The following is an 18,179-nucleotide window of genomic DNA, read 5'->3' as shown; positions in this document are numbered from 1 at the left end:
CGACTTCTTCGCGTGGGTCAGTGCGCGACCACGGGGATCCTGACCTCGTCCTCGACACCGTCACCCGAGGCGGCGGTGAGCGAACCGGCGTCCGGACGCCCGGTGTTGATCAGCGTGAAGGCGATGGCCGCGGCCGCCACCAGGATGCCGACCGCCCACCAGATCGCGGACGAGAAGCCGTGCACCAGGCCCTGCATCTCCAGGAGCTTCGGGTTGGTCGCACCCGCCGCGTGCGAGGCGATGTACGAGCTGGTGGCCGAGGCGGCGATGGTGTTCAGCAGCGCCGTACCGATCGCGCCGCCGACCTGCTGCGAGGTGTTGACCATCGCGGAGGCGACACCGGCGTCGGCCGGGTTCACACCGTGCGTGGCCAGGGACATGGCCGGCATGAACGCCGTACCCATACCGAGGCCCAGCATCAGCTGCGCCGGCAGGATCAGACCGGCGTACGAGCTGTCGATCTCCAGCTGCGTCAGCAGCAGCATGCCGAGCGCGGCGAGGACGAAGCCGGGGCCCATCAGCAGCCGCGGAGCCACCCGGGTCATCAAACGGGCGCCGATCTGCGTCGAGCCCGCGATCATGCCCGCGATCATCGGCAGGAAAGCGAAGCCGGTCATGACCGGCGAGTAGCCCTTCACGACCTGGAGGTAGAAGGTCAGGAAGAGGAACAGGCCGAACATCGCGATGATGGCGAGACCGAGCGACAGATAGACACCGCCGCGGTTGCGCTCCGTCAGGACGCGCAGCGGCAGCAGCGGGGCCTTGACCTTGGCCTCGGTGACGACGAACGCGGCGAGCAGCACCGCGGAGGCCACGAACATGCCCACGGTCAGACCGTCGGACCAGCCGGCGGACTCGGCGCGGGTGAAGCCGTACACCAGGGCCACGAGGCCCAGCGTGGACAGGACGACACCGGGGATGTCGAGCGAGGAACGGTTGCGGGAGCCCGCGGGCTCACGGATCACGAAGTACGCGCCGACAGCGGCGACGATCGCGAACGGGATGTTGACGAAGAAGGTCCAGCGCCAGTTCAGGTACTCGGTGAGGAAGCCGCCGAGAATCAGGCCGACGGCACCGCCACCACCGGCGATCGCGCCGTAGATGCCGAACGCCTTGGCGCGCTCCTTGGCGTCGGTGAACATCACCGCCAGCAGGGAGAGCGCGGCCGGCGCGAGCAGTGCGCCGAAGGCACCCTGCAGTGCGCGGGAGCCGAGCAGCATCGCCTCGCCGGTGGCGGCGCCACCGAGCGCGGAGGCCGCGGCGAAACCGAGCAGGCCGACGACGAAGGTGCGCTTACGGCCCCACAGGTCGGCTATACGGCCGCCGAAGAGCAGCAGTCCGCCGAAAGCCAGGGCGTAGGCCGTGATGACCCACTGGCGGTTTCCGTCGGAGATTCCCAGGTCCTGCTGGGCGGTGGGCAGCGCGATGTTCACGATCGTCGCGTCGAGCACCACCATCAGCTGGGCGAGGGCGATGAAGACCAGAGCTTTCCAGCGCTTCGGGTCGGCAAGGGATATGTCGGGTGTTTTTGGCATGGGAAGGGCCACCTATGGGTGCGAAGAAGTCATAACGGACGTGGTCGATGCCCCCGTGCACGAGCCGTCGTGTACGAGTCGAAGCCGTCGTGTGTGTCAGTCGAAAGCCGGTCGGAGTCGTCGCGTGATCGTCTGATCGTCTTGGTCGTCCGTGAGACGTGAGGCGGGCAGGCGATTCATCGGTCTCGGGCGCCGGCTCGGACGCGGTCCGGGCGGTCTCCCCCGGCGCCGGACCCGACCTCGCTGTCGTGCCCCGCGTCCCTACTGCCTCACGAACTCCGGTGTGTCATTGCGTCATTGCGTCATTGCGTGGTTCGCAGGTCCTCCATGGTCGCCGCCTTGCCGGGCAGTTCGGAGCGAGCGGGTGCTTCGAGTCCGTCCAGAAAGAGCTGCAGATGGCGGTGGACGTAGCGGTCGATGCCCAGGCATCCGATGCCCGGCAGTGGCCGCGTGAGCTGGGAGAGGGCCACCATCAGATCGCCGACGGCGACATCGGTACGCATCCGGCCCGCCGACTGCGCCCGCTCGATGAGCCCCAGTACGGAGTCCTCGAGGCGTTCGCGACCGGCGCGCAGATCCGGGTGGTCCTGGTCGAACCCGCCGGCGAGCATCGGGCACAGGGCCCCGATGCGCTCGTCGGCTGCCGCGTGGACGAACCGGCGCACGGCGGCGAAGGGATCCTCCTCCTCCGCAACGGCCTGGTCGACGCGGTCGCACGTACGGGACATGACGGAGATGACGACCTCTCGGACGAGTCCGGAGCGGTCGGGGAAGTGTCGGTAGAGGGTGGCGTTGCCGACTCCCGCGCGGCGGGCGATGTCGTCGAGCGGGACATCGGCCCCGAACTCCACGAACATCTCGCGCGCTGCCGAGACGATCCGCTCCCGGTTCCGCAGGGCGTCCGCCCTCGGCCGGGGGGTGCGGCGCGTTTCGGTTTCCACGGCGGGGGTCACAACTCCACCTCTCAGGCGTCTGTCTCGTATCGAGCTCGGGTCCACCGGTCGTATCCGCCTCACAGCACTGCGTAAGCGGGGACCGCTTCCCCGTTTCGCGGGGACAGACATGCAAACGGGGAAACGATCCCCGCTTATTTCCCGACCTGGATGTGACCTGCGTCACTTCCGAGCAAAGGCTTCGGACGTCCCACGATCGGCTCACCCGGCGAGCGGGTGCGCACCGGCCGTCACAGGCTGATCGCACAGAGCGCAGCCAGGGCCCGGCCTGCTGCCGTGGGCCCGAAGGCGATTTGCATGCAGCACACGCGCCACCGGATACGCAGGACCGGCCGATCCCGCCGCCTCGGCGGACTCGCCGCCCTCGGGGCCCTCGCGCTCGCCGCCCTGACCACGGCCAGCGCCACGCTTCCCGCCCCCACCAAGGCGTCGGCGGGACCGGTGGCGACAGCCGACGAGACCGGGCTCGGACCGTGCCGCATCCCCACGACGCTCGGCATCCAGATGTCGGAGGGCATACCGACTCCGCCCGGCTACTCCCCCTCCACCGGCGAGATCCGCGCCCTCAATCTGATGATCGACTTCTCGGACGCCGTCGGTGAGGGGCGGGCCGTCGACCGGCTCGCCGAGTTCTTCCCGCAGACCTCCGACTGGTTCAGGACCAGCTCGTACGGCCGCCTCAGCTACACCCCGCACGCGCCGTTGGCCGAGTGGCTGCGGATGCCGATGCCGTTCGCCGCGTACGGGATAGAGCGCGGCTCGCCCTACGAGCCGGGCTATCGCAACCTCGTCGAGGACATCGTCTCGGTGGCCGACCCGAAGGTGGACTTCAGCGCATACGACCTGGTCAACATACTGGTCACGCCCAACGCCGGGCCCTCGGCACTGGACACCGTGCTCTCCGTGACCTTCTCCGGGAACCACGACGCTCCGGTCGCCGACGGCGTGCCGCTCGCCAACACGTCCTTCGTCTACAGCCGGCAGGACGACGGCTCCGGCTCGTACGCCGAGACCGGCTACCGGGTGCTCCCCCACGAGAACGGCCATGTCTTCGGGCTGCCCGACCTCTACACCTCCGAGGGCGGGGGCTCCGTCGGCCACTGGGACATCATGAGCGAGGACTGGGGGGCCAACAACGACCTGCTCGGCTGGCACAAATGGAAGCTGGGCTGGCTGGACCCGCACCAGATCGGGTGCGCCTCCACCCCGGGCACGACCGAGTACTCACTGACCCCGCTGGCCACCGCCGGCGGCGCGAAGATGGCGATCGTGCCGATCACCGAGGACGAGGGCTACGCCGTCGAGGTCCGTACGCGGGCCGGCAATGACGAGGCCGTGTGCGCACCGGGTGTACTGATCTACCGCGTGCACACCGGCGTGGACACCGGGCAGGGTCCGGTCACGGTCTCGGACAGCAGCCGGGACAGCGGGGGCTGCACCCGGCGCCCCAATGTGCACTCGGAGCTCTCCGACGCTCCGTACCAGCCCGGGGAGTCCTTCGTGGACAAGAAGAACGGCATCAGGATCTCGGTGATCCGCGCGGACAGCGGCGGTGTGCACAAGGTGCGCGTCACCCGCTCCTGAACCTGCCGCACGCCCCGAACCTGCCGCACGCCCCGAACCTGCCGCACGTCCCGAACCTGCCGCACGCCCCGGGCAGCTCAGGTGCCCCCGCGCACGTACTCCTCCACCGGACCGCGCAGTTCCCGCTTGAGGATCTTGCCCGTCGGATTGCGCGGGACTGGCTCCTCACGCAGCAGCACATGCGCCGGCACCTTGAACGCGGACAGCTCCTTGCCGACATGCTCCTTCAGCTCGTCGACGGTGACCGTCGCCCCGGGGCTCAGCTGGACGACAGCGGCGACCTCCTCACCGAGCACCGGATGCGGAACACCCAGGACGGCGGCGTCGGCGACACCCGGATGGGAGTGCAGGACCGCCTCCACCTCGACGCAGTACACGTTCTCGCCGCCGCGGATCACCATGTCCTTGATGCGGTCGACGATGCTGACCCGCCCGTCCCGCACGGTCGCGAGGTCCCCCGTCCGGAACCAGCCGTCGCGGAAGGCGGCGGCGGTCGCCTGCTCGTCGCGCCAGTACCCGCGCACGAGGGACTGGCCGCGAAGCCACAGTTCGCCGACCTCTCCATCGGGCAGCGCCTCACCGGCCGGCCCGGCGATCCGCACCTCGGTGGCGGGCGAGGGCCGGCCCACACTGCCCGGGTGCTCGCGGTAGGCGTCACCGAAGTTGGCGAGCACACCGCCGCTGGTCTCGGTCAGGCCGTAGCCGCTGCGCGGTTCGACGCGCCGCCCGTGGCGGGCGGTCAGCTGCGTGAGAAGATCGGGCGGCGCGGCGGCCCCGCCGGTGCTGAGATGGGCGAGTGTCTCCAGCGCCGCGCCCGTCCGCTCGGCGGCCTCCAGCAGCTGAAGTGCCGTGGTCGGCACGCCGGAATAGTGGGTGACCCGGTGCTCCTCGATGAGCGCGAGCGCCCGCTCGGCATCCCACTTCCGCATCAGCACGAGCGTGCCGCCGACGCCCATCGTGGAGTACAGCGTGGTGAACGCGGCGACATGGAAGAACGGAAAGGTCATCAGCGTGACCGGAGCCGGCGCCTGCCCGGGCATGGCGCCGCGCGCGAGGGCGGCGGCACTGGCATGAAACCGCGGATGCAGCGCGGCCCCGGCCTGCGCGAGCTGCGTGGCCACGGCACCCTTGGGCCGCCCGGTGGTCCCGGAGGTGTAGATGATGGTGGCGTCGTCCTCGGCCCGCACCTCGACGGCGGGCGGCGCGGTGAGAGGGTCGGGCGTCCCGAAGTCCTCGTACCGCTCGACACCTTGGGGCACCGGGTCCCCGTCACGGAACCCGCCGTGGAAGACGACGACACGCGCCCCGGCCCGCTCGCGCCAGGCATCCACACGGGGCAGCCGCTCACCGTCGACGAGGAGCACGCGCGGGGTGCAGTCGTCGAGCGCGTACGCCAACTCCTCCTCGGTCCACCAGGCGTTGAGGGGCACGGCGACGAGCCCGGCCAACTGCGTTGCCCAGAAGGCTATCTGCCACTCGGGGTGATTCCGCATGGCCACGGCGGCACGATCCCCGGGCCGCAGCCCGTACTCGCCGACGAACCGCCCGGCGAGGGCGGAGGCGCGGGCGAAGAACTCGCGGTAGGTATAGACGGCCCGCTCCCCGACGAGGAAGGGCCGATCCCCGTACGCCCAGGTCGCCTCGACGACCTCCCGCAGACTCCGCGGCCCATCGGCGTACAGCAGCCCGCCGTCCTCCCCCCGCACGACGGCAAAGGGCGCGCCGGGGGCGCTGAGGGTCTCTTCGGGCTGCGGCACGGTCGCACCTCTCTAAGCGCTCGCTCAGTACGAGCGCGACGCTATGCGCAGCGGGGAGGCAGGTCAAGACAACTGGGTGTACACCACACACAACACCGCATCAACCGCCTCGGCCGGGGATCAACCACCCGCTACACTGTCCCGCAGCGCCTTCGTAGCTCAGGGGATAGAGCACCGCTCTCCTAAAGCGGGTGTCGCAGGTTCGAATCCTGCCGGGGGCACCAGCCAAAAGGCCCCGGACCGACCATGGTCCGGGGCCTTTGACATCAGCATCTGACATCAACGGGGGCAGTCACTCGCGGCCGCCGCCTCTTGAGCAGCCGGTCCATGTGACTGATCGCCTCCCGCTGCGCGTCCTCTTACCTCCGCTTGCCTCCGCCCCGCTCCGGGCCCGGCTACGCCGGCCGCGCGGCTGTAGCGAGCACACCCGAGCGGTGGACGGTAGCCCGCGGTGGCTGGGCCCGGTCGGGCCCGTGTGCGATCGTCAGGCCTCCCAGGTACGTTGAGCCGTCAGCCGAGGGGGAATGCTCGCGAGGGAGCGCCCCGCAACGCGTGGCTGCGGGGCGCCCATCCACTTTCACAACGGGCCCTAGTGGGGTTTAGTCGACCGTCTGCCCGTTGTGCGCACCGCCTCTGCAGGTCGGGAGCGGGGCCGTCGACCTGTCGATCGTTCCGCCGCCGTCCGTGCACTCACCCGGCGTGACGCTGGCCGGGATGACGCTGACGGCGGTGGCGCTCGCGGCGGTCGCGGTGGCGGCGCCTGTGAAGCCGAGTCCGGCGAGGGCTGCCGTGGCGAAGACTGTGGCGAGTATTCGTCGAATGCGCATGTGGTTCGCCTTTCACAGATTGCCTCGGTTGGGGCACTAACCAGCCTGATCTTCACCCAAATGGGTGGCACGTCATGTTGGGCCATTCGGGTGACAGTGCTGTCGGGTGCGGGGTCGCTGACGCGACCTGTCAGAGCGGATGGAAGCCCGTGCCAGATCCGTGCCAGAAAGAGCGGATCCCAGCGGTCAAGAGCAGTCAAGCGCGACGCCTCGGTGACTGCGACTGTCCGCGAGTGGGACGACGAAGAAGGGTGGGGTGTTCTGGACTCACCCAGAGACCCCCGGCGGCTGCTTCGGCCACTACGCCGACATCCAGGCGACCGGTTTCCGCGACCTGTCGGCCGGCCAGCAGGTCGAACTCACACAGAAGTTCCTGGCTTCGCGCAGGACGGGTACGACTACCGCGCGGTGAGCATCGTGCCTCGGACAGCTTGACATTCCACAGCTGACCTCAACGACGGCGTACGTCGCCGGTCCCCAGCAGTCCGCAACGCCACCGCACGCTTCACCGCGACATGCAGTAGCTCCCGGTTGATCGAACACCTCAAAGCGGGTGTCGCAGGTTCGAATCCTGCCGGGGGCACCAGCGCAAAGAGCACCTACTGAATTCAGTAGGTGCTCTTTGTCAGCCAGGTCCGACATCAACAGCGACGGCCATTCACGGCCGAACCGCCTCGTCGAGGCCGATCGGGCCACCCCCGGTGCATGATCGGACCGGACCGCAACGGTCGGGTACCGCAGGGGCTCCGCCAGGCAGGGTTGACCTCGAAAGGAGGTCTCGTGATCTCGGCACTCAACCAGCTTGTCGATCTCGTCGAGGAGCACCTCGGCGATGAGTTCGACGTCCACGGACTGGCCGTGCGGCTCGGCACGACCGAATACCACCTGCGACGGATGTTCTCGTCGTTGGCCGGCATGCCGCTGTCGGAGTACGTGCGCCGACGCCGTATGACCCTCGCCGCCGCCGATGTCGTCCAGGGCGAAGGCGACTTGCTGAGCATCGCCGTCCGGTACGGGTACGGCTCGGCCGAGGCGTTCGGGCGTGCCTTCCGTGCCGTCCACGGCGTCGGCCCCGGTGACGTGCGCCGCGACGGAGGCCCCCTGCGCACACAACCACAGCTCAGGTTCCGCCTGACCGTCGAAGGGAGCACCCCCATGGACACCCGCCTCGTCGAACGCCCCGCGTTCCGCCTGGTCGGACACGCGGCCCGGGTCCCGCTCATCCACCAGGGCATCAACCCGCACATCCAGCAGCACATCACCGCACTGCCGCAGGAGGAGCACCTCCGGCTGAAGGCGCTCAGCGACACCGACCCGGGCGGCCTGCTTCAGGTCTGCGACGACCTCGACCCCGACAGCACGGAGGGGAGCGAACTGACCTACCTGCACGGGGTCGCCGTCTCACGGGACACGCCGGCCCCCGGCGACCTCGACGCCATCGAGGTACCGGCCGGCAAGTGGGCGGTCTTCCGTACCGCCGGACCGCATCCCCAGGCCCTGCAGACAACGTGGGCCGCGACCGCGACCGAGTGGTTCCCCTCCAACCCGTGGCGTCTCCGGCCGGGTCCCTCGCTCGTTGCGATCCTCGAGCGCGCGGACGACTTCAGCTCCGCGACCTGCGAACTGTGGCTGCCCGTGGAACCCGCGTGAGGTGACGCTCGCGAACTCCTCGCAGCGGGTGCCGCAGGTTCGGATCCTGCCGGCGGCGCACCGGTCAAAAGGGCCCCGGACCGATCATGGTCCGGGGCCTTTGACATCCACAGATGCCATCGGCGCGGGCGGCATCGAGCGAACGTCGAGGGCGATTCGCAGACGAGGTGACCAAGGGCGGGCCAACGCGAATCCACGGCGAGACGGCCACCTTGTGCCCGGCGAAGGAGAGGCGGCCGCCTCTGGGACCGGGAGAACAGCGCGTTGCCCAGAGCCACCTGGGCCGCGCCCTACTCAGAACGGTAGAGGAGTGGCATCCTGCTTGATCCTGCAACAGAAGGGACAGTGAGTGGCAAAGCGACCGGATCCCAAAGCCAAGGCCTTTGCTCGTTATGTGAGCAGCAGCGCGACCAGGGCGGGCTACGCCGTGAACTCCTCGTCTGGAGACGGCAAGGCCAAGCTCGCCCAAGCGGCACAGATGCCGGAGGCCGACATATCCAGAATCCTCGCGGGAGAGTACGAGGTCCCGATCGACCTGCTCAAACCCTTGGCGGCGGCCCTGGACATCCCGCAAAAGGATCTACTCCGGGCGGCCGGGATACTGGAGGACACACCCGCGCTAGCGAACCGCCCTCTGACCGTGCAGCTTGCCGCGCAGCGGCTCGGCATCAAGTCCCCGAAGAACGCGGCGGCCTTCGAGGTTCTCGTCACGGCTCTGGTGGAAGCGGAGAAGCGACACCGTTGACCTGGTGAGATCTCTGCCGCACCTGAAGTGCCCGACTCCTCGGGGTCGGGCGCTTCTTGACATGGCCGGTCGCGTGGCGAGGTGAGCCCGGCCGTCAGCCGGCCGCGGAGCCCGACGCAGTGCCGGAAGGCGTCGCCGAGTCGTCGTCCAGGAACTCCCGGATCGCGAAGCCCACCAGCACGATCACCGTCGTCCACACCACCACCATCGTGGTCGGGTAGCTCCAGGTGAACAGGACGATCACGGCGACCAGCAGGATCGCGGCCCCGATCCACCGCTTGAAGCGGTGCACGAACCTGCCGACCGCGCCCAGGCGCAGTCCCGCCGATGCCGCAACACCCCGGAGAGCACCGATGCTTCGGGTGCATCCCGCACGGATGAGGACGGCGATCCGGGACGGACCGCAGAGGAAGGCGCCCACGGCGGTGATGAGGGCGACGGCGCCCAGCGCCCGTACACCGGCGCGCAGGAACTTGATCAGAGCGTCGTACACCGTGCCGGCGGCAGCCTGGGACACCTCCGGGGGCAGATGGTCGAGGTACACATCGCGGAAGACGGTGAGCGCGATGCCGAGCAACAACATGGCCGCGAACACCGCCAGCCCGGCGCCGATCAGGGCGTGGCGCCGTTTGGTGGCGGTGTACACCCCCGCGGCGGCGACCAGCAGGGCGATGAAGGGCAACCAGGTGCCCATGATCTGCAGCACCCTCAGGTAGGTCTTCACCTTGCCGAGGTTGTCCGACTGGAACACCACGAAGTCGGTCTGGACGTCCGGGATCTTCGCGGCCACCCCGAGACCTGCGTCGATCAGTCGCTGCTTGACCTTCGCCACCAGCGGCCCCACGTCGATGGCCACCTGGTTGCCCTTCAGGGAGACCGCGCTGTCGCTGCTGCCCGTCAGAGCTTTGTCCAGAGCGCTGTGGACCGAGCGGTTCGCGTCGACCCAGAAGGTCTCGAAGGCGCTGCTGCTGACGACCCTCTCCGTGGTGCGGCTGACCAGTTGCTCCAGACCGTTCTTGATCGGCTTCTCCAGATTCCCGACCAGCTCGGCCGCCCTCGGCGGGACACCCCGCTCCGACACGGCGGTCTGGAGTTCCTTGACCAGCGCGTCCACGTTGATCCGTGCCAGCACCTCGTTGGTGACCCGGTTGGTGACCGCCTGCTGCACATCCGGATCGGAGGCCAGCGGCCCCACCGTGGCGACATAGCGGTTCGTGTCCCGCACGATGCTGTTCGCCCAGACCGCGACGACGGCGAGCACCGACAGCAGGGCCGCGAAGAGGATCAGCAGGACCGAGCCCGTGGTCCGCCACGGGTGCCCCGCCGTATGCGGGCGCGCACCACCCTCCAGGGCTCCCACCCGGTGCCGGAGCTCGTCGATGTCACTGCTTTCCCGGTTCGAGCCCGGCTCACCGCCTGGGTTGGTCATGGTTCCAGAAGATCCGCGCGGTGCCCGGCGCGCGACCCGGGTGGTCCCGACGGGTGAGTCGCGCGCTGGTGGGAAACGCAGCCGTCCGAGGCTGCAATGCGATGAGGGACGGGACTAAGCCCGGGGGTGACGCCGCGAATGACGAATTCAGAGAGAACGATGCATCAGGCGCAAGGGGCTCGCACGGACGTGAACCGAAAGGCCGGCATCAGCGGACACGGGGTGCACGAAAGTCAGAGGGCCATTCCCGGCTCGGCGGAGGAGCCGCCTTCCGGACGCGCCCCGTCACCAGCACCCCGTCACCAGCATCCATGATCGTGGTGATGCCCGTCCCGGTCGCGGTCCCTCCCGTCCCGGCAGTCGTCGTCGTCCCGCCAGTCGTCGTCGTCCCGCCACGTGTACTCCGGCCACGGCTGGATCGACACCCCCGACGTCGGGGTGCTGCTCACTGTCGGCTTCGGGGTCGTCGACTTCGTCGGGGTCGGGCGGGGCTCGCGGCGGCGTTCGGTCGCGGGGACCACCTCACGGGTGCGGTCCGGGGACGGGGCCCGGGAGGTGGCGCTCGGGGACGGGTCAGGCGGCGGGGCCGCCGGGGTGATGAGGTTCGGGCGGCCGCCCAGGTCGTTGTCCAGCGGGGTGTACTCGGGGTTGCCCTCGCCTCCGCCCGCCAGCGCCACGCTCGACACCAACGCGCCGAGGACCAGCGCGATGCCCGTCCCGAGCATCGCCGTTCTGACGCGCGTCAGAACGGTCGTCCGGGCGTGCGCGGGGCCTTCGGGAGTCCACTGCCCGTTCCAGTCGTACCGTGAGTCCGCCGGCGGCAGCGCCGCGGCATCGACGGCACAGTTGTCCGCCCACATTCCCGGGAGCGCACCCCTGTGATTGCGCCCACATCCCCTGCACGTCATGGCGACACTATGCAGCAAGGTCATTCCGGTGGGTAGGCGTTGCGAAACAACATTGCGAAATCCCCCAGGGTTACCGGGAGTTCGCTGTTCAGAGGGGTCCCGAAAGGAGGGAAATGCCGGGTGAAGGGCCCGTTCCGCCCGGTCGGCGGACCGGCCCCGCGGGCTCCGGAACCGCTTTGCGCCGCCGACCGAGAAGGCGAAAATTTGGTGCGCATACGGGGTTCCGAAAACGGGGTTCCGTCCTAAGGTCTGCGCATGAGTCAGTACGCCACGGCGATACAGGCCGCCGCGCAGGATCACGAACACTTCGGCCCGAGCGGTCATGACATCCGCCGGCCGGTCCGCGTGCACGCCGTCCAGTGGCCCGACCCCGACGGTGCGGAGTGGGTCGAGGCGCGGACGATGTGCGGGCAGCCGGCGTCGGACATGGAGCAGACCGCGCACACGGCGCCGGACCCCGCCACGTGGCATGCGCCGCGGTGGAGCGGTCTGACGTGCGACGGCTGCGACGAGGCCGTCCGTTCGGCGACAACCGGAGCCGCCTCGGCAACGGGCTGACGGCAGGAGCCCCTTCCGGCCGCTCGCAACGCGCCGCCGCATACGCTCGGTCGACCCGCCAACGCCTCCCCGCGCGGCGCGTGTCGACCGAGCAGTACCAGGGCCCTGCCGGGTCAGGTCGTGCAGTCCGCCCGCATCTGCGCCGCCGCGTGGTGGGCCCCCTCGCGGCCGGCGCCGAAGTCCACTCCCCTGTCCACGAGCCGGACCGTCAGCTGCTGGTCGCGGACCGGGATCTTCTGGATGATCGCGCCCTTGTCGCGCAGCGCCACTTGGTCGACCTGGAACGTCTTGATCAGGCTGTCGGGATCGGCCGGGTCCGCCAGCACCTTGTAGACCGTGGGGTCGCCCGCCACGTCCTCGTCCCGGCCGCCCTTCGGGACCACCACGGCCACCGAGCAGGTCGTGTAGCCGCTGCCCACGTACCAGGACCAGGTCGCCGTGCCGTCGGTGTCCTTCGTGGCGCTGCCCGACATGGGGATGGAGGTGAACCGGCCGTCGCAGCCGTCGCCCGTGTGGCCGCCGACGTTCACCGTGTACCAGCCCGCGAAGCCGTCGCGGAAGCGGCCGTCTTCCTCGTACCGGCCGCCGCCGTCGCAACCCGGTCCGGCCCAGGCGGAGTACGCGGGACGCTTGCCGCTCTGCGGTGGTTTCGGGGACTTCCGGCCGTCCTCCCCCTCTCCGGGTGACGGCTGGTCCGATGCCGAGCGGGACGGCTCGACCGAGGGCTCGATCCGCTGCGGGGCCCCGCCGACGGCGCCGGGGTCGAAGCGGGACCCGGAGTCGTCGGACGCGTCCGACGGTGAGTCACCCCCGTACATCGCGGCCGCCGAGACCGCCAGGGCCAGCGCTGTCAGCCCGACTCCGCCGATCAGCAGAATCCTTCCTCCACGGGAGAGGCGAGGCACCCGTCCCGTGACTGCCGTGCGTGCCATCCAGTCCCCGCCCCCGGCGTGCCCGTACGGCCCGCCTGTTCCGGTGTCGCCGCACTGCGGGCAGCGCCGACCCGACAGCGCGCCACCGCCGTTGCCGTCGCATCGTTCGCACGCCATGTCACACCCGCACCACTAGACCAACTGCTCGGTATGGAAAACGTGTCCACTATGCATCAGCAGGCCAGGGCCCTGTAGGTGTTAACGCGGGTAAGGGGGCTACCGAAGTTCATCCGGGCACGCGGTGCCCCGCGGAAGCCCGTACGGAGCCGCCAGCCGGTAGACGCCGGGACGGGGCGCGAGCAGTTCGGTCCACTCGTCGCCCTCCGTGTCCTGCTCCACCTTGATGAGGCAGCCGTTCGGATTGGTGAAGCTCTTCGGCCCGTCCTCGCGCAGCTTCGAGGCCTCCGTCTCCTGGGGGCCCTCCACCTTCTTGCCGTCCTCGTCGACGAGACTCAGCCAGGGCGAGTACGGCACCCGGATCAGCACCCGTCCCGCCGCCTTCACCTGGATGGTGAGGTCCCCCGCGCCGGCGTGGTCCACCGTGGCCGGCGGGTCGGCCAGCGGCATCGGATCCTTGACGGCGAACAGTTGCCAGTTGCCGTCGCCCCAGATGCGCGTGAGGTAGGGCTGCCCCTCGCGGACCAGCTCCGCCTCCTGACGGGCGCCGCTCTCGTCGGGCGACCCCTTGGGCAGGACGACGTAGTGCACCGCCCACCGGTCCAGCCAGGCCCGGTAGCCGGCGGAGGTGAGGGTCTTGTCGTCGTCGTAGAAGAGCGGGTTGCGCTTCATGTCGGCCTGGCGATTCCAGCCGCGGGCCAGATTGACGTACGGCGCGAGGGCGGACGCCTCGCGGTGGCTGCTTGCCGGGACCACCTCGACCCGGCCGCGTTCGGCGTTCACCTGCTGGAGCCGGTTGACGAGCGGGGCGAGCTCACGGTTCCAGGACGCCGTCGGCGCGGTGCGGACCATGTCGTCCACGGCCTTGAAGCCGATCCAGAAGTTCAGGCCTGCGAAGACGATGACGAGCGCGTACCACTTCCGCGAGCGCGGCCGGGTGAACGGGAGCGCCGCCAGCAGCACCACGCCCGCGAACAGCATCGGCAGCCGGGAGACGTTCGAGCCGATCTGGGAGTCGATCAGCCAGGTCAGCAGCGTGCCCAGCGCGTAGACGGCCGCCGCGGTGCGGACCGTTCGCCAGTCCTTCGGTACGAGGACGAGAACGAACACCCCGTACAGGAAGGGGAGGGACGTCGACCAGAACGACATCGGCTGGGTGCCGGAGAAGGGGAACAGCCAGGCGGACAGCGCGACGACGACGACCGGGGCGAGGCCCAGGGCGTACGCCCCCGGCCGGCGACCGTTCAGGAACAGCGCGGCCGCGATGACGCCGAGGAAGAGACCGGCGACCGGGCTGGCCGCGGTGGCGAGACCGGCGAGCGGGGCGGCCACGGACGCCTTGGCCCAGCGGTTCATCCGCCAGCGGTGCGGCCAGCAGAAGACCGCGGCGACGGCTCCGAGCGCGAACATCATGCCGAGGCCGAAGGTGACCCGCCCGGACAGGGCGTTGCACAGGAAGGCGAAGACCCCGGCGAGCGAGCAGGCCAGCGGATTGCGGACGGCACGGACGCGCACGAGGATCAGCGCGGTCAGCGCGGCCGAGACCGTGCCGGCGACCATCATCGTCGAGCGGACGCCGATCAGCGACATCAGATAGGGCGAGACGACGCTGTACGAGACCGGGTGCATCCCGCCGTACCAGGCGAGGTTGTACGCGGAGTCGGGATGGCGGCCGACGAACTCCGCCCAGGCGTCCTGGGCCGCGATGTCACCGCCGCTGTTGGCGAAGAAGAAGAACCAGATGAGGTGCACCAGCGCCGCGAGGGCGGTGGCGACGAGCACGGGGCGGCGGGAGAGGCGGTCCCGGAGTTCGGCGAGGGGTCCGCGGTCGGCCCCCGAGGATCCGCCCGGGGGTCCGTCCGAACCGTCGGAGGACCCGTCGGCGGGACCGCCGCCGAGGGCTTCGGAGTCGTTCCGGTCGCGGTCGGAGCCGGTCAGGGGCCCGCGTATTCGCGGCCCCGCGCCGGTGCTGCTGCCGTCCGCCTGGGCCGGCTCGGCAGTGGTCACTGCGGCTCTCCCCGTCTTCCCCGTCCGTGTGCCGTTGTCGTCGGGCCCGCCGTGCGCCGCGGGCCGTTGTCGTCCGGCCCGCCGTGCGCGGCGCGCGCCGTCGCCGGCGATTCCATCCTCAAGGACGCTGTCCCGGCGTCCTTGAGTTGCCCCGCGAGTTGCCCGGGACGCTAGCACGCGGGCGCCCCGGTACCGGGGCGCCCGCGTGGCAGGTGCGGGACCTCCGGTCCGGAGGTCCCGCACCTGCCGTACGACTCGGGGCCGTCCTGACCGACGCACGTCGGCCGTACGGCTCGGGCCGTCCTAGCCGATGCGCGTCAGCTTGTCGCCGAACCCAGGTTCCGCCAGGTCCTTCTGGAGCGCGACCGGTGCCGTCACCTTGCCGGTGCCGGAGCCGACGGAGACCTGGCCCACGATGTCGCCCGCCGAGGCGGTGTGCGGCAGGCTCTTGCCCGCGTCGTTGATCGCGATCTTGATCTCCAGACCGCCCCAGCCGACGGCCTTGAGGTCCTTGGTGGCGACCACGGCCGTGCGGCCGCCGAACCCGTCGTCCACGTACCCCACGACGGCGCCCTTCTTCACGACGGTCGCGGAGGTGACGCCGCTCTGGGCCGCCTCGATCACCTTGATGCTGTGGTCGATGGCCAGCTCGAGCTTGGAGTTGAGGATCTGCGCGTTCTGGACGCCCATGGTGATGCCGACGATGCGGCGGATCTTGCCGTCGACCCTGGTGTTGGCTGCCCAGAGCAGATTGCCGCCGGCGGGGGTGGACGAGCCGGTCTTGATGCCGCCGACACCGTCCTTCAGCAGGGCCTTGTCGTTGTTGTTCCTGATGGAGCCCTGGATGCCGGGGATGGTCGTCATGGGCGTGTCGACGATCTCGCGGAAGATGTCGTTCTGCATGACCGCCTTGGCCAGCTTCAGCTGGTCCAGCGGCGTGGACACGGTGGTGGCCTTGAGGCCGCTCGGGTCCGTGTAGGTGCTGTTGGTCATGCCGAGTTCCTTGGCGGCGTCGTTCATCTTCTTGACGAACTCGGCCTCGGTCTTGGCATCCCAGCGGGCGAGCAGACGCGCCGCGTTGTTCCCGGAGGGGATCATCAGCAGCTGGAGCATCTGACGCTCGGTGAACTGCTGCCCCTGCGTGACCTTCGCCGTCGACTCGTCCTCGTTGCGGCCCTCGTCCTCGGCCTGCTGGTCGACCGTGATCGTCGGCCCCACCTCCTCGCCGGTGATGGGGTGGTTCTTGAGGATCACGTACGCCGTCATCGTCTTGGCGACGCTCGCGATCGGCGCGGGCTTCTGCGCGCCGTACGTACCGATGGTCCCGACGCCCTCGACCTCGACGGCGCCCTGGCCCTCACCCGGGAACGGCAGGCTGAGCTTGCCGCCCTGGAAGGTGTAGGTGGGGTCGACGGAGAGCGCGAGCTCCGGCTCGGGGAGCGGACGCACAGCCTGTGCGATGGCGAAGACGATCAGGAGCAGGACGACGAGAGGCGTCCAGATCTTGAACCGCCTGAAGACCGTGCGCACGGCTGTCTGCGGCGGGGGCGGCGTGTTCGTCAGCTCGGCGAGCAGATCGAGCGGGGGCAGCGGCGGCATGGGCTGCTGCCGGGTGCGCTCGGCCTCGGTGAGCGATTCGGGTGCGGCGGCGGACGCGGGTGCGGCGGCCGCCGGCTTCGCGGGCGCCGCGGGCTTGTCCGGCGCGGCCGGGGACTTCGCGGGCGCGGCCGGGGCAATGGCCTCGGCCCTCTTGGCGGTCGGCGTCCGCACGCCGTCGTCGACACGCAGCGGCACGAAGGTGCTGGTCCGCTCGGCGGGCGCGGGGGCGGCCTCGGGCCGGGGCGCGGGCGGCATCTTGAGCGCGGTGGTGGGGTTGTCGACGGGAGGCTTCCGGGGCGCCTTGAAGACGGCGGTGGGCTGGTCGACGGCAGGCTCGGCGGGGGCGGCGTCTTCCTTTGCGGGGGCGGCGTCTTCCTTTGCAGGAGTGACGTCCGCCTTTGCGGCGGAGGATCCGTCGGATGCCGTGGAGCCGGCGGGGTCCTTGCCGGTGTCGGTGCCCTTGTCGGCCTCGGCGTCCTTGCCGGTGTCGCCATCGGTCCTGTCGGCGGGGGGCTCGGGTGTGGACGTTTCTGCAGCGGCGTCGGCCACTGCCGCACCGGACGAGCGAGGCTCGTCGGCGTCGGCGTCGGCGTCGGCGTCCGCATCGGCCTCGTCAACGGCATCCGCGTCAGCCTCGGCAACGCTGTCATCGGCCGTGGCCGGCTCGGCGTCCTGCGACGTCTCCGCCTCGGTCGGGTCCTCGACCGGGACCGCGTCCTCGGCAACCACCGCGTCGGGCGTGTCGGCCGGTTCGGGCTGGTCGGCCGGTTCAGGCTGGTCGGCGTCGGACGCGGGCTTCTCGTCCCGGGCAGCGGGCTCAGCCGCCTCCTCGGACCGGTCGTCCTCGGCCGTGTCCGGCTCGCTCGCGGCCGCGGGCGCGTCCTCGGGCTCCTCGTCCGCGGCGGGCCCCTCCGGCTCCACCTCGTCCGGCGTCACGGGGAGTTCCGCCGTCGCCGCCGGCTCGGGCAGTTCCGACGTCTGCGCCACCGACTCCGGCTCGTTATCCGACTCCGCCTCGGCGTCCGCCGAGGAGCCCGAAGCCGAGTCCCCACCGGATCCCGAGTCCGACTCCGCATCGGACTGCGCGCCGGACTTCGCCGGCTCCTCGTCCGTCGACGCCACCCACGCCGCCACCGCGGCCCGCAGCCTCGCGTCGTTCTCCGCCGAGCCCGACTCCGTGCCCGGTTCGGCGCGGACCGTCTCGGCGTGGACCGGATCGGGGCTCACCGGATCCGGCTCGGAAGCCTCCGGCATCTTGAAGACCGCCGTCGGCTGGTCCACGGCCGGAGCCGGGGCCGATGCCTGGCGGAACACGGCGAGCCGCGGGTCACGTTCACCCGAAGTCGTCTCCCCCGACGACTTCCGCTGCTCCGACTTGTCGGGGGACTCGCCCGCCACCGTGCCTCCTCCATGAGTCATGCGTCATCTGCCGTACGTACGCGCTGGGGCGCCGCCGCAGACGACAGCCCGTGTTGTCCGAACCATCTACCAGTGTCCTGTGTGAGAGTGCGCCCCTTGCGCCTAGACGAGAACGACATACGTGTCGGTTCCAGTACGAAGCACCCACGCGCTCTCGAC

General features: G+C 70.3%; 13 protein-coding genes, 1 tRNA gene and 1 pseudogene. 6 read left to right on the top strand and 9 right to left on the bottom strand.

Going from position 1 to position 18,179, the window contains the following annotated elements; genetic code table 11:
• Positions 1–17: 17 nt before the first annotated feature.
• Positions 18–1,535, bottom strand: a complete 1,518-nt coding sequence (locus tag RPQ07_RS21380; RefSeq protein ID WP_313945782.1) for an MFS transporter — start codon at positions 1,533–1,535, stop codon at positions 18–20.
• Between the two features lie 302 nt (positions 1,536–1,837).
• Positions 1,838–2,488, bottom strand: a complete 651-nt coding sequence (locus tag RPQ07_RS21375; protein WP_313945781.1) for a TetR/AcrR family transcriptional regulator — start codon at positions 2,486–2,488, stop codon at positions 1,838–1,840.
• Positions 2,489–2,785: 297 nt separating this feature from the next.
• On the opposite strand from RPQ07_RS21375, the gene RPQ07_RS21370 reads away from it, so the two are divergent.
• The gene (locus RPQ07_RS21370; RefSeq protein ID WP_313945780.1) at positions 2,786–4,072 is read left to right on the top strand and encodes a M6 family metalloprotease domain-containing protein; all 1,287 of its coding nucleotides are present in this window, start codon (positions 2,786–2,788) and stop codon (positions 4,070–4,072) included.
• A gap of 77 nt (positions 4,073–4,149) precedes the next feature.
• Here the strand turns inward: RPQ07_RS21370 and RPQ07_RS21365 are convergent, their stop codons facing one another.
• Complete coding sequence (locus tag RPQ07_RS21365) at positions 4,150–5,829, bottom strand: class I adenylate-forming enzyme family protein (protein ID WP_313945779.1); 1,680 nt, start codon at positions 5,827–5,829, stop codon at positions 4,150–4,152.
• Positions 5,830–5,977: 148 nt separating this feature from the next.
• Between RPQ07_RS21365 and RPQ07_RS21360 the strand changes: the two genes are divergently transcribed.
• Positions 5,978–6,053 (top strand) — tRNA-Arg (locus RPQ07_RS21360).
• 375 nt (positions 6,054–6,428) lie between these two features.
• Here the strand turns inward: RPQ07_RS21360 and RPQ07_RS21355 are convergent.
• Entirely contained in the window at positions 6,429–6,656 is a 228-nt protein-coding gene (locus RPQ07_RS21355; protein WP_313945778.1) for a hypothetical protein, read from the bottom strand.
• A 213-nt stretch (positions 6,657–6,869) separates the two neighbouring features.
• Between RPQ07_RS21355 and RPQ07_RS21350 the strand changes: the two are divergent.
• From RPQ07_RS21350 to RPQ07_RS21340, 3 genes and pseudogenes are all read left to right on the top strand, one after another.
• Positions 6,870–7,091, top strand: a pseudogene (locus RPQ07_RS21350) (cold shock domain-containing protein).
• Positions 7,092–7,436: 345 nt separating this feature from the next.
• Positions 7,437–8,306, top strand: a complete 870-nt coding sequence (locus tag RPQ07_RS21345; RefSeq protein WP_313945777.1) for an AraC family transcriptional regulator — start codon at positions 7,437–7,439, stop codon at positions 8,304–8,306.
• Between the two features lie 349 nt (positions 8,307–8,655).
• Positions 8,656–9,051 carry a hypothetical protein gene (locus tag RPQ07_RS21340; protein WP_313945776.1) on the top strand — a complete coding sequence of 132 codons (396 nt, stop codon included), beginning with the start codon at positions 8,656–8,658 and terminating at the stop codon, positions 9,049–9,051.
• Positions 9,052–9,145: 94 nt separating this feature from the next.
• Here the strand turns inward: RPQ07_RS21340 and RPQ07_RS21335 are convergent, their stop codons facing one another.
• Together RPQ07_RS21335 and RPQ07_RS21330 are read right to left on the bottom strand one after the other, a co-directional pair.
• Positions 9,146–10,480 (bottom strand): hypothetical protein, encoded by a 1,335-nt coding sequence (locus RPQ07_RS21335; RefSeq protein WP_313945775.1) that lies wholly within the window; start codon positions 10,478–10,480, stop codon positions 9,146–9,148.
• 299 nt (positions 10,481–10,779) lie between these two features.
• Positions 10,780–11,340: a hypothetical protein gene (locus tag RPQ07_RS21330; RefSeq protein ID WP_313945774.1), complete on the bottom strand. Its 561-nt coding sequence runs from the start codon at positions 11,338–11,340 to the stop codon at positions 10,780–10,782.
• 303 nt (positions 11,341–11,643) lie between these two features.
• On the opposite strand from RPQ07_RS21330, the gene RPQ07_RS21325 reads away from it, so the two are divergent.
• The gene (locus RPQ07_RS21325) at positions 11,644–11,946 is read left to right on the top strand and encodes a hypothetical protein (protein ID WP_313945773.1); all 303 of its coding nucleotides are present in this window, start codon (positions 11,644–11,646) and stop codon (positions 11,944–11,946) included.
• A 113-nt stretch (positions 11,947–12,059) separates the two neighbouring features.
• On the opposite strand, the gene RPQ07_RS21320 is transcribed toward RPQ07_RS21325, so the two are convergent.
• The 3 genes from RPQ07_RS21320 to RPQ07_RS21310 all read right to left on the bottom strand — a co-directional run bounded on the left by RPQ07_RS21320 (position 12,060) and on the right by RPQ07_RS21310 (position 17,999).
• Positions 12,060–12,878: an adhesin gene (locus tag RPQ07_RS21320; RefSeq protein WP_313945772.1), complete on the bottom strand. Its 819-nt coding sequence runs from the start codon at positions 12,876–12,878 to the stop codon at positions 12,060–12,062.
• Between the two features lie 216 nt (positions 12,879–13,094).
• Positions 13,095–15,002 carry an MFS transporter gene (locus RPQ07_RS21315; protein ID WP_313945771.1) on the bottom strand — a complete coding sequence of 636 codons (1,908 nt, stop codon included), beginning with the start codon at positions 15,000–15,002 and terminating at the stop codon, positions 13,095–13,097.
• A gap of 303 nt (positions 15,003–15,305) precedes the next feature.
• Positions 15,306–17,999, bottom strand: coding sequence for a serine hydrolase (locus RPQ07_RS21310; protein ID WP_313945770.1), 2,694 nt, complete (start codon positions 17,997–17,999; stop codon positions 15,306–15,308).
• Between the last annotated feature and the right edge of the window lie 180 nt (positions 18,000–18,179).

The organism is Streptomyces sp. AM8-1-1, assembly GCF_032229325.1.
GTDB lineage: Bacteria > Actinomycetota > Actinomycetes > Streptomycetales > Streptomycetaceae > Streptomyces > Streptomyces achmelvichensis.
Note: the sequence above shows the minus strand (reverse complement) of the source record. Positions and strands in the feature narration are given on the sequence as shown.

Coding starts and splice junctions, on each gene's coding strand:
- RPQ07_RS21370 (WP_313945780.1), top strand. CDS start 2,786: ATGCAGCACACGCGCCACCGGATACGCAGGACCGGCCGATCCCGCCGC.
- RPQ07_RS21380 (WP_313945782.1), bottom strand. CDS start 1,535: ATGCCAAAAACACCCGACATATCCCTTGCCGACCCGAAGCGCTGGAAA.
- RPQ07_RS21330 (WP_313945774.1), bottom strand. CDS start 11,340: ATGTGGGCGGACAACTGTGCCGTCGATGCCGCGGCGCTGCCGCCGGCG.
- RPQ07_RS21355 (WP_313945778.1), bottom strand. CDS start 6,656: ATGCGCATTCGACGAATACTCGCCACAGTCTTCGCCACGGCAGCCCTC.
- RPQ07_RS21325 (WP_313945773.1), top strand. CDS start 11,644: ATGAGTCAGTACGCCACGGCGATACAGGCCGCCGCGCAGGATCACGAA.
- RPQ07_RS21335 (WP_313945775.1), bottom strand. CDS start 10,480: ATGACCAACCCAGGCGGTGAGCCGGGCTCGAACCGGGAAAGCAGTGAC.
- RPQ07_RS21320 (WP_313945772.1), bottom strand. CDS start 12,878: ATGGCACGCACGGCAGTCACGGGACGGGTGCCTCGCCTCTCCCGTGGA.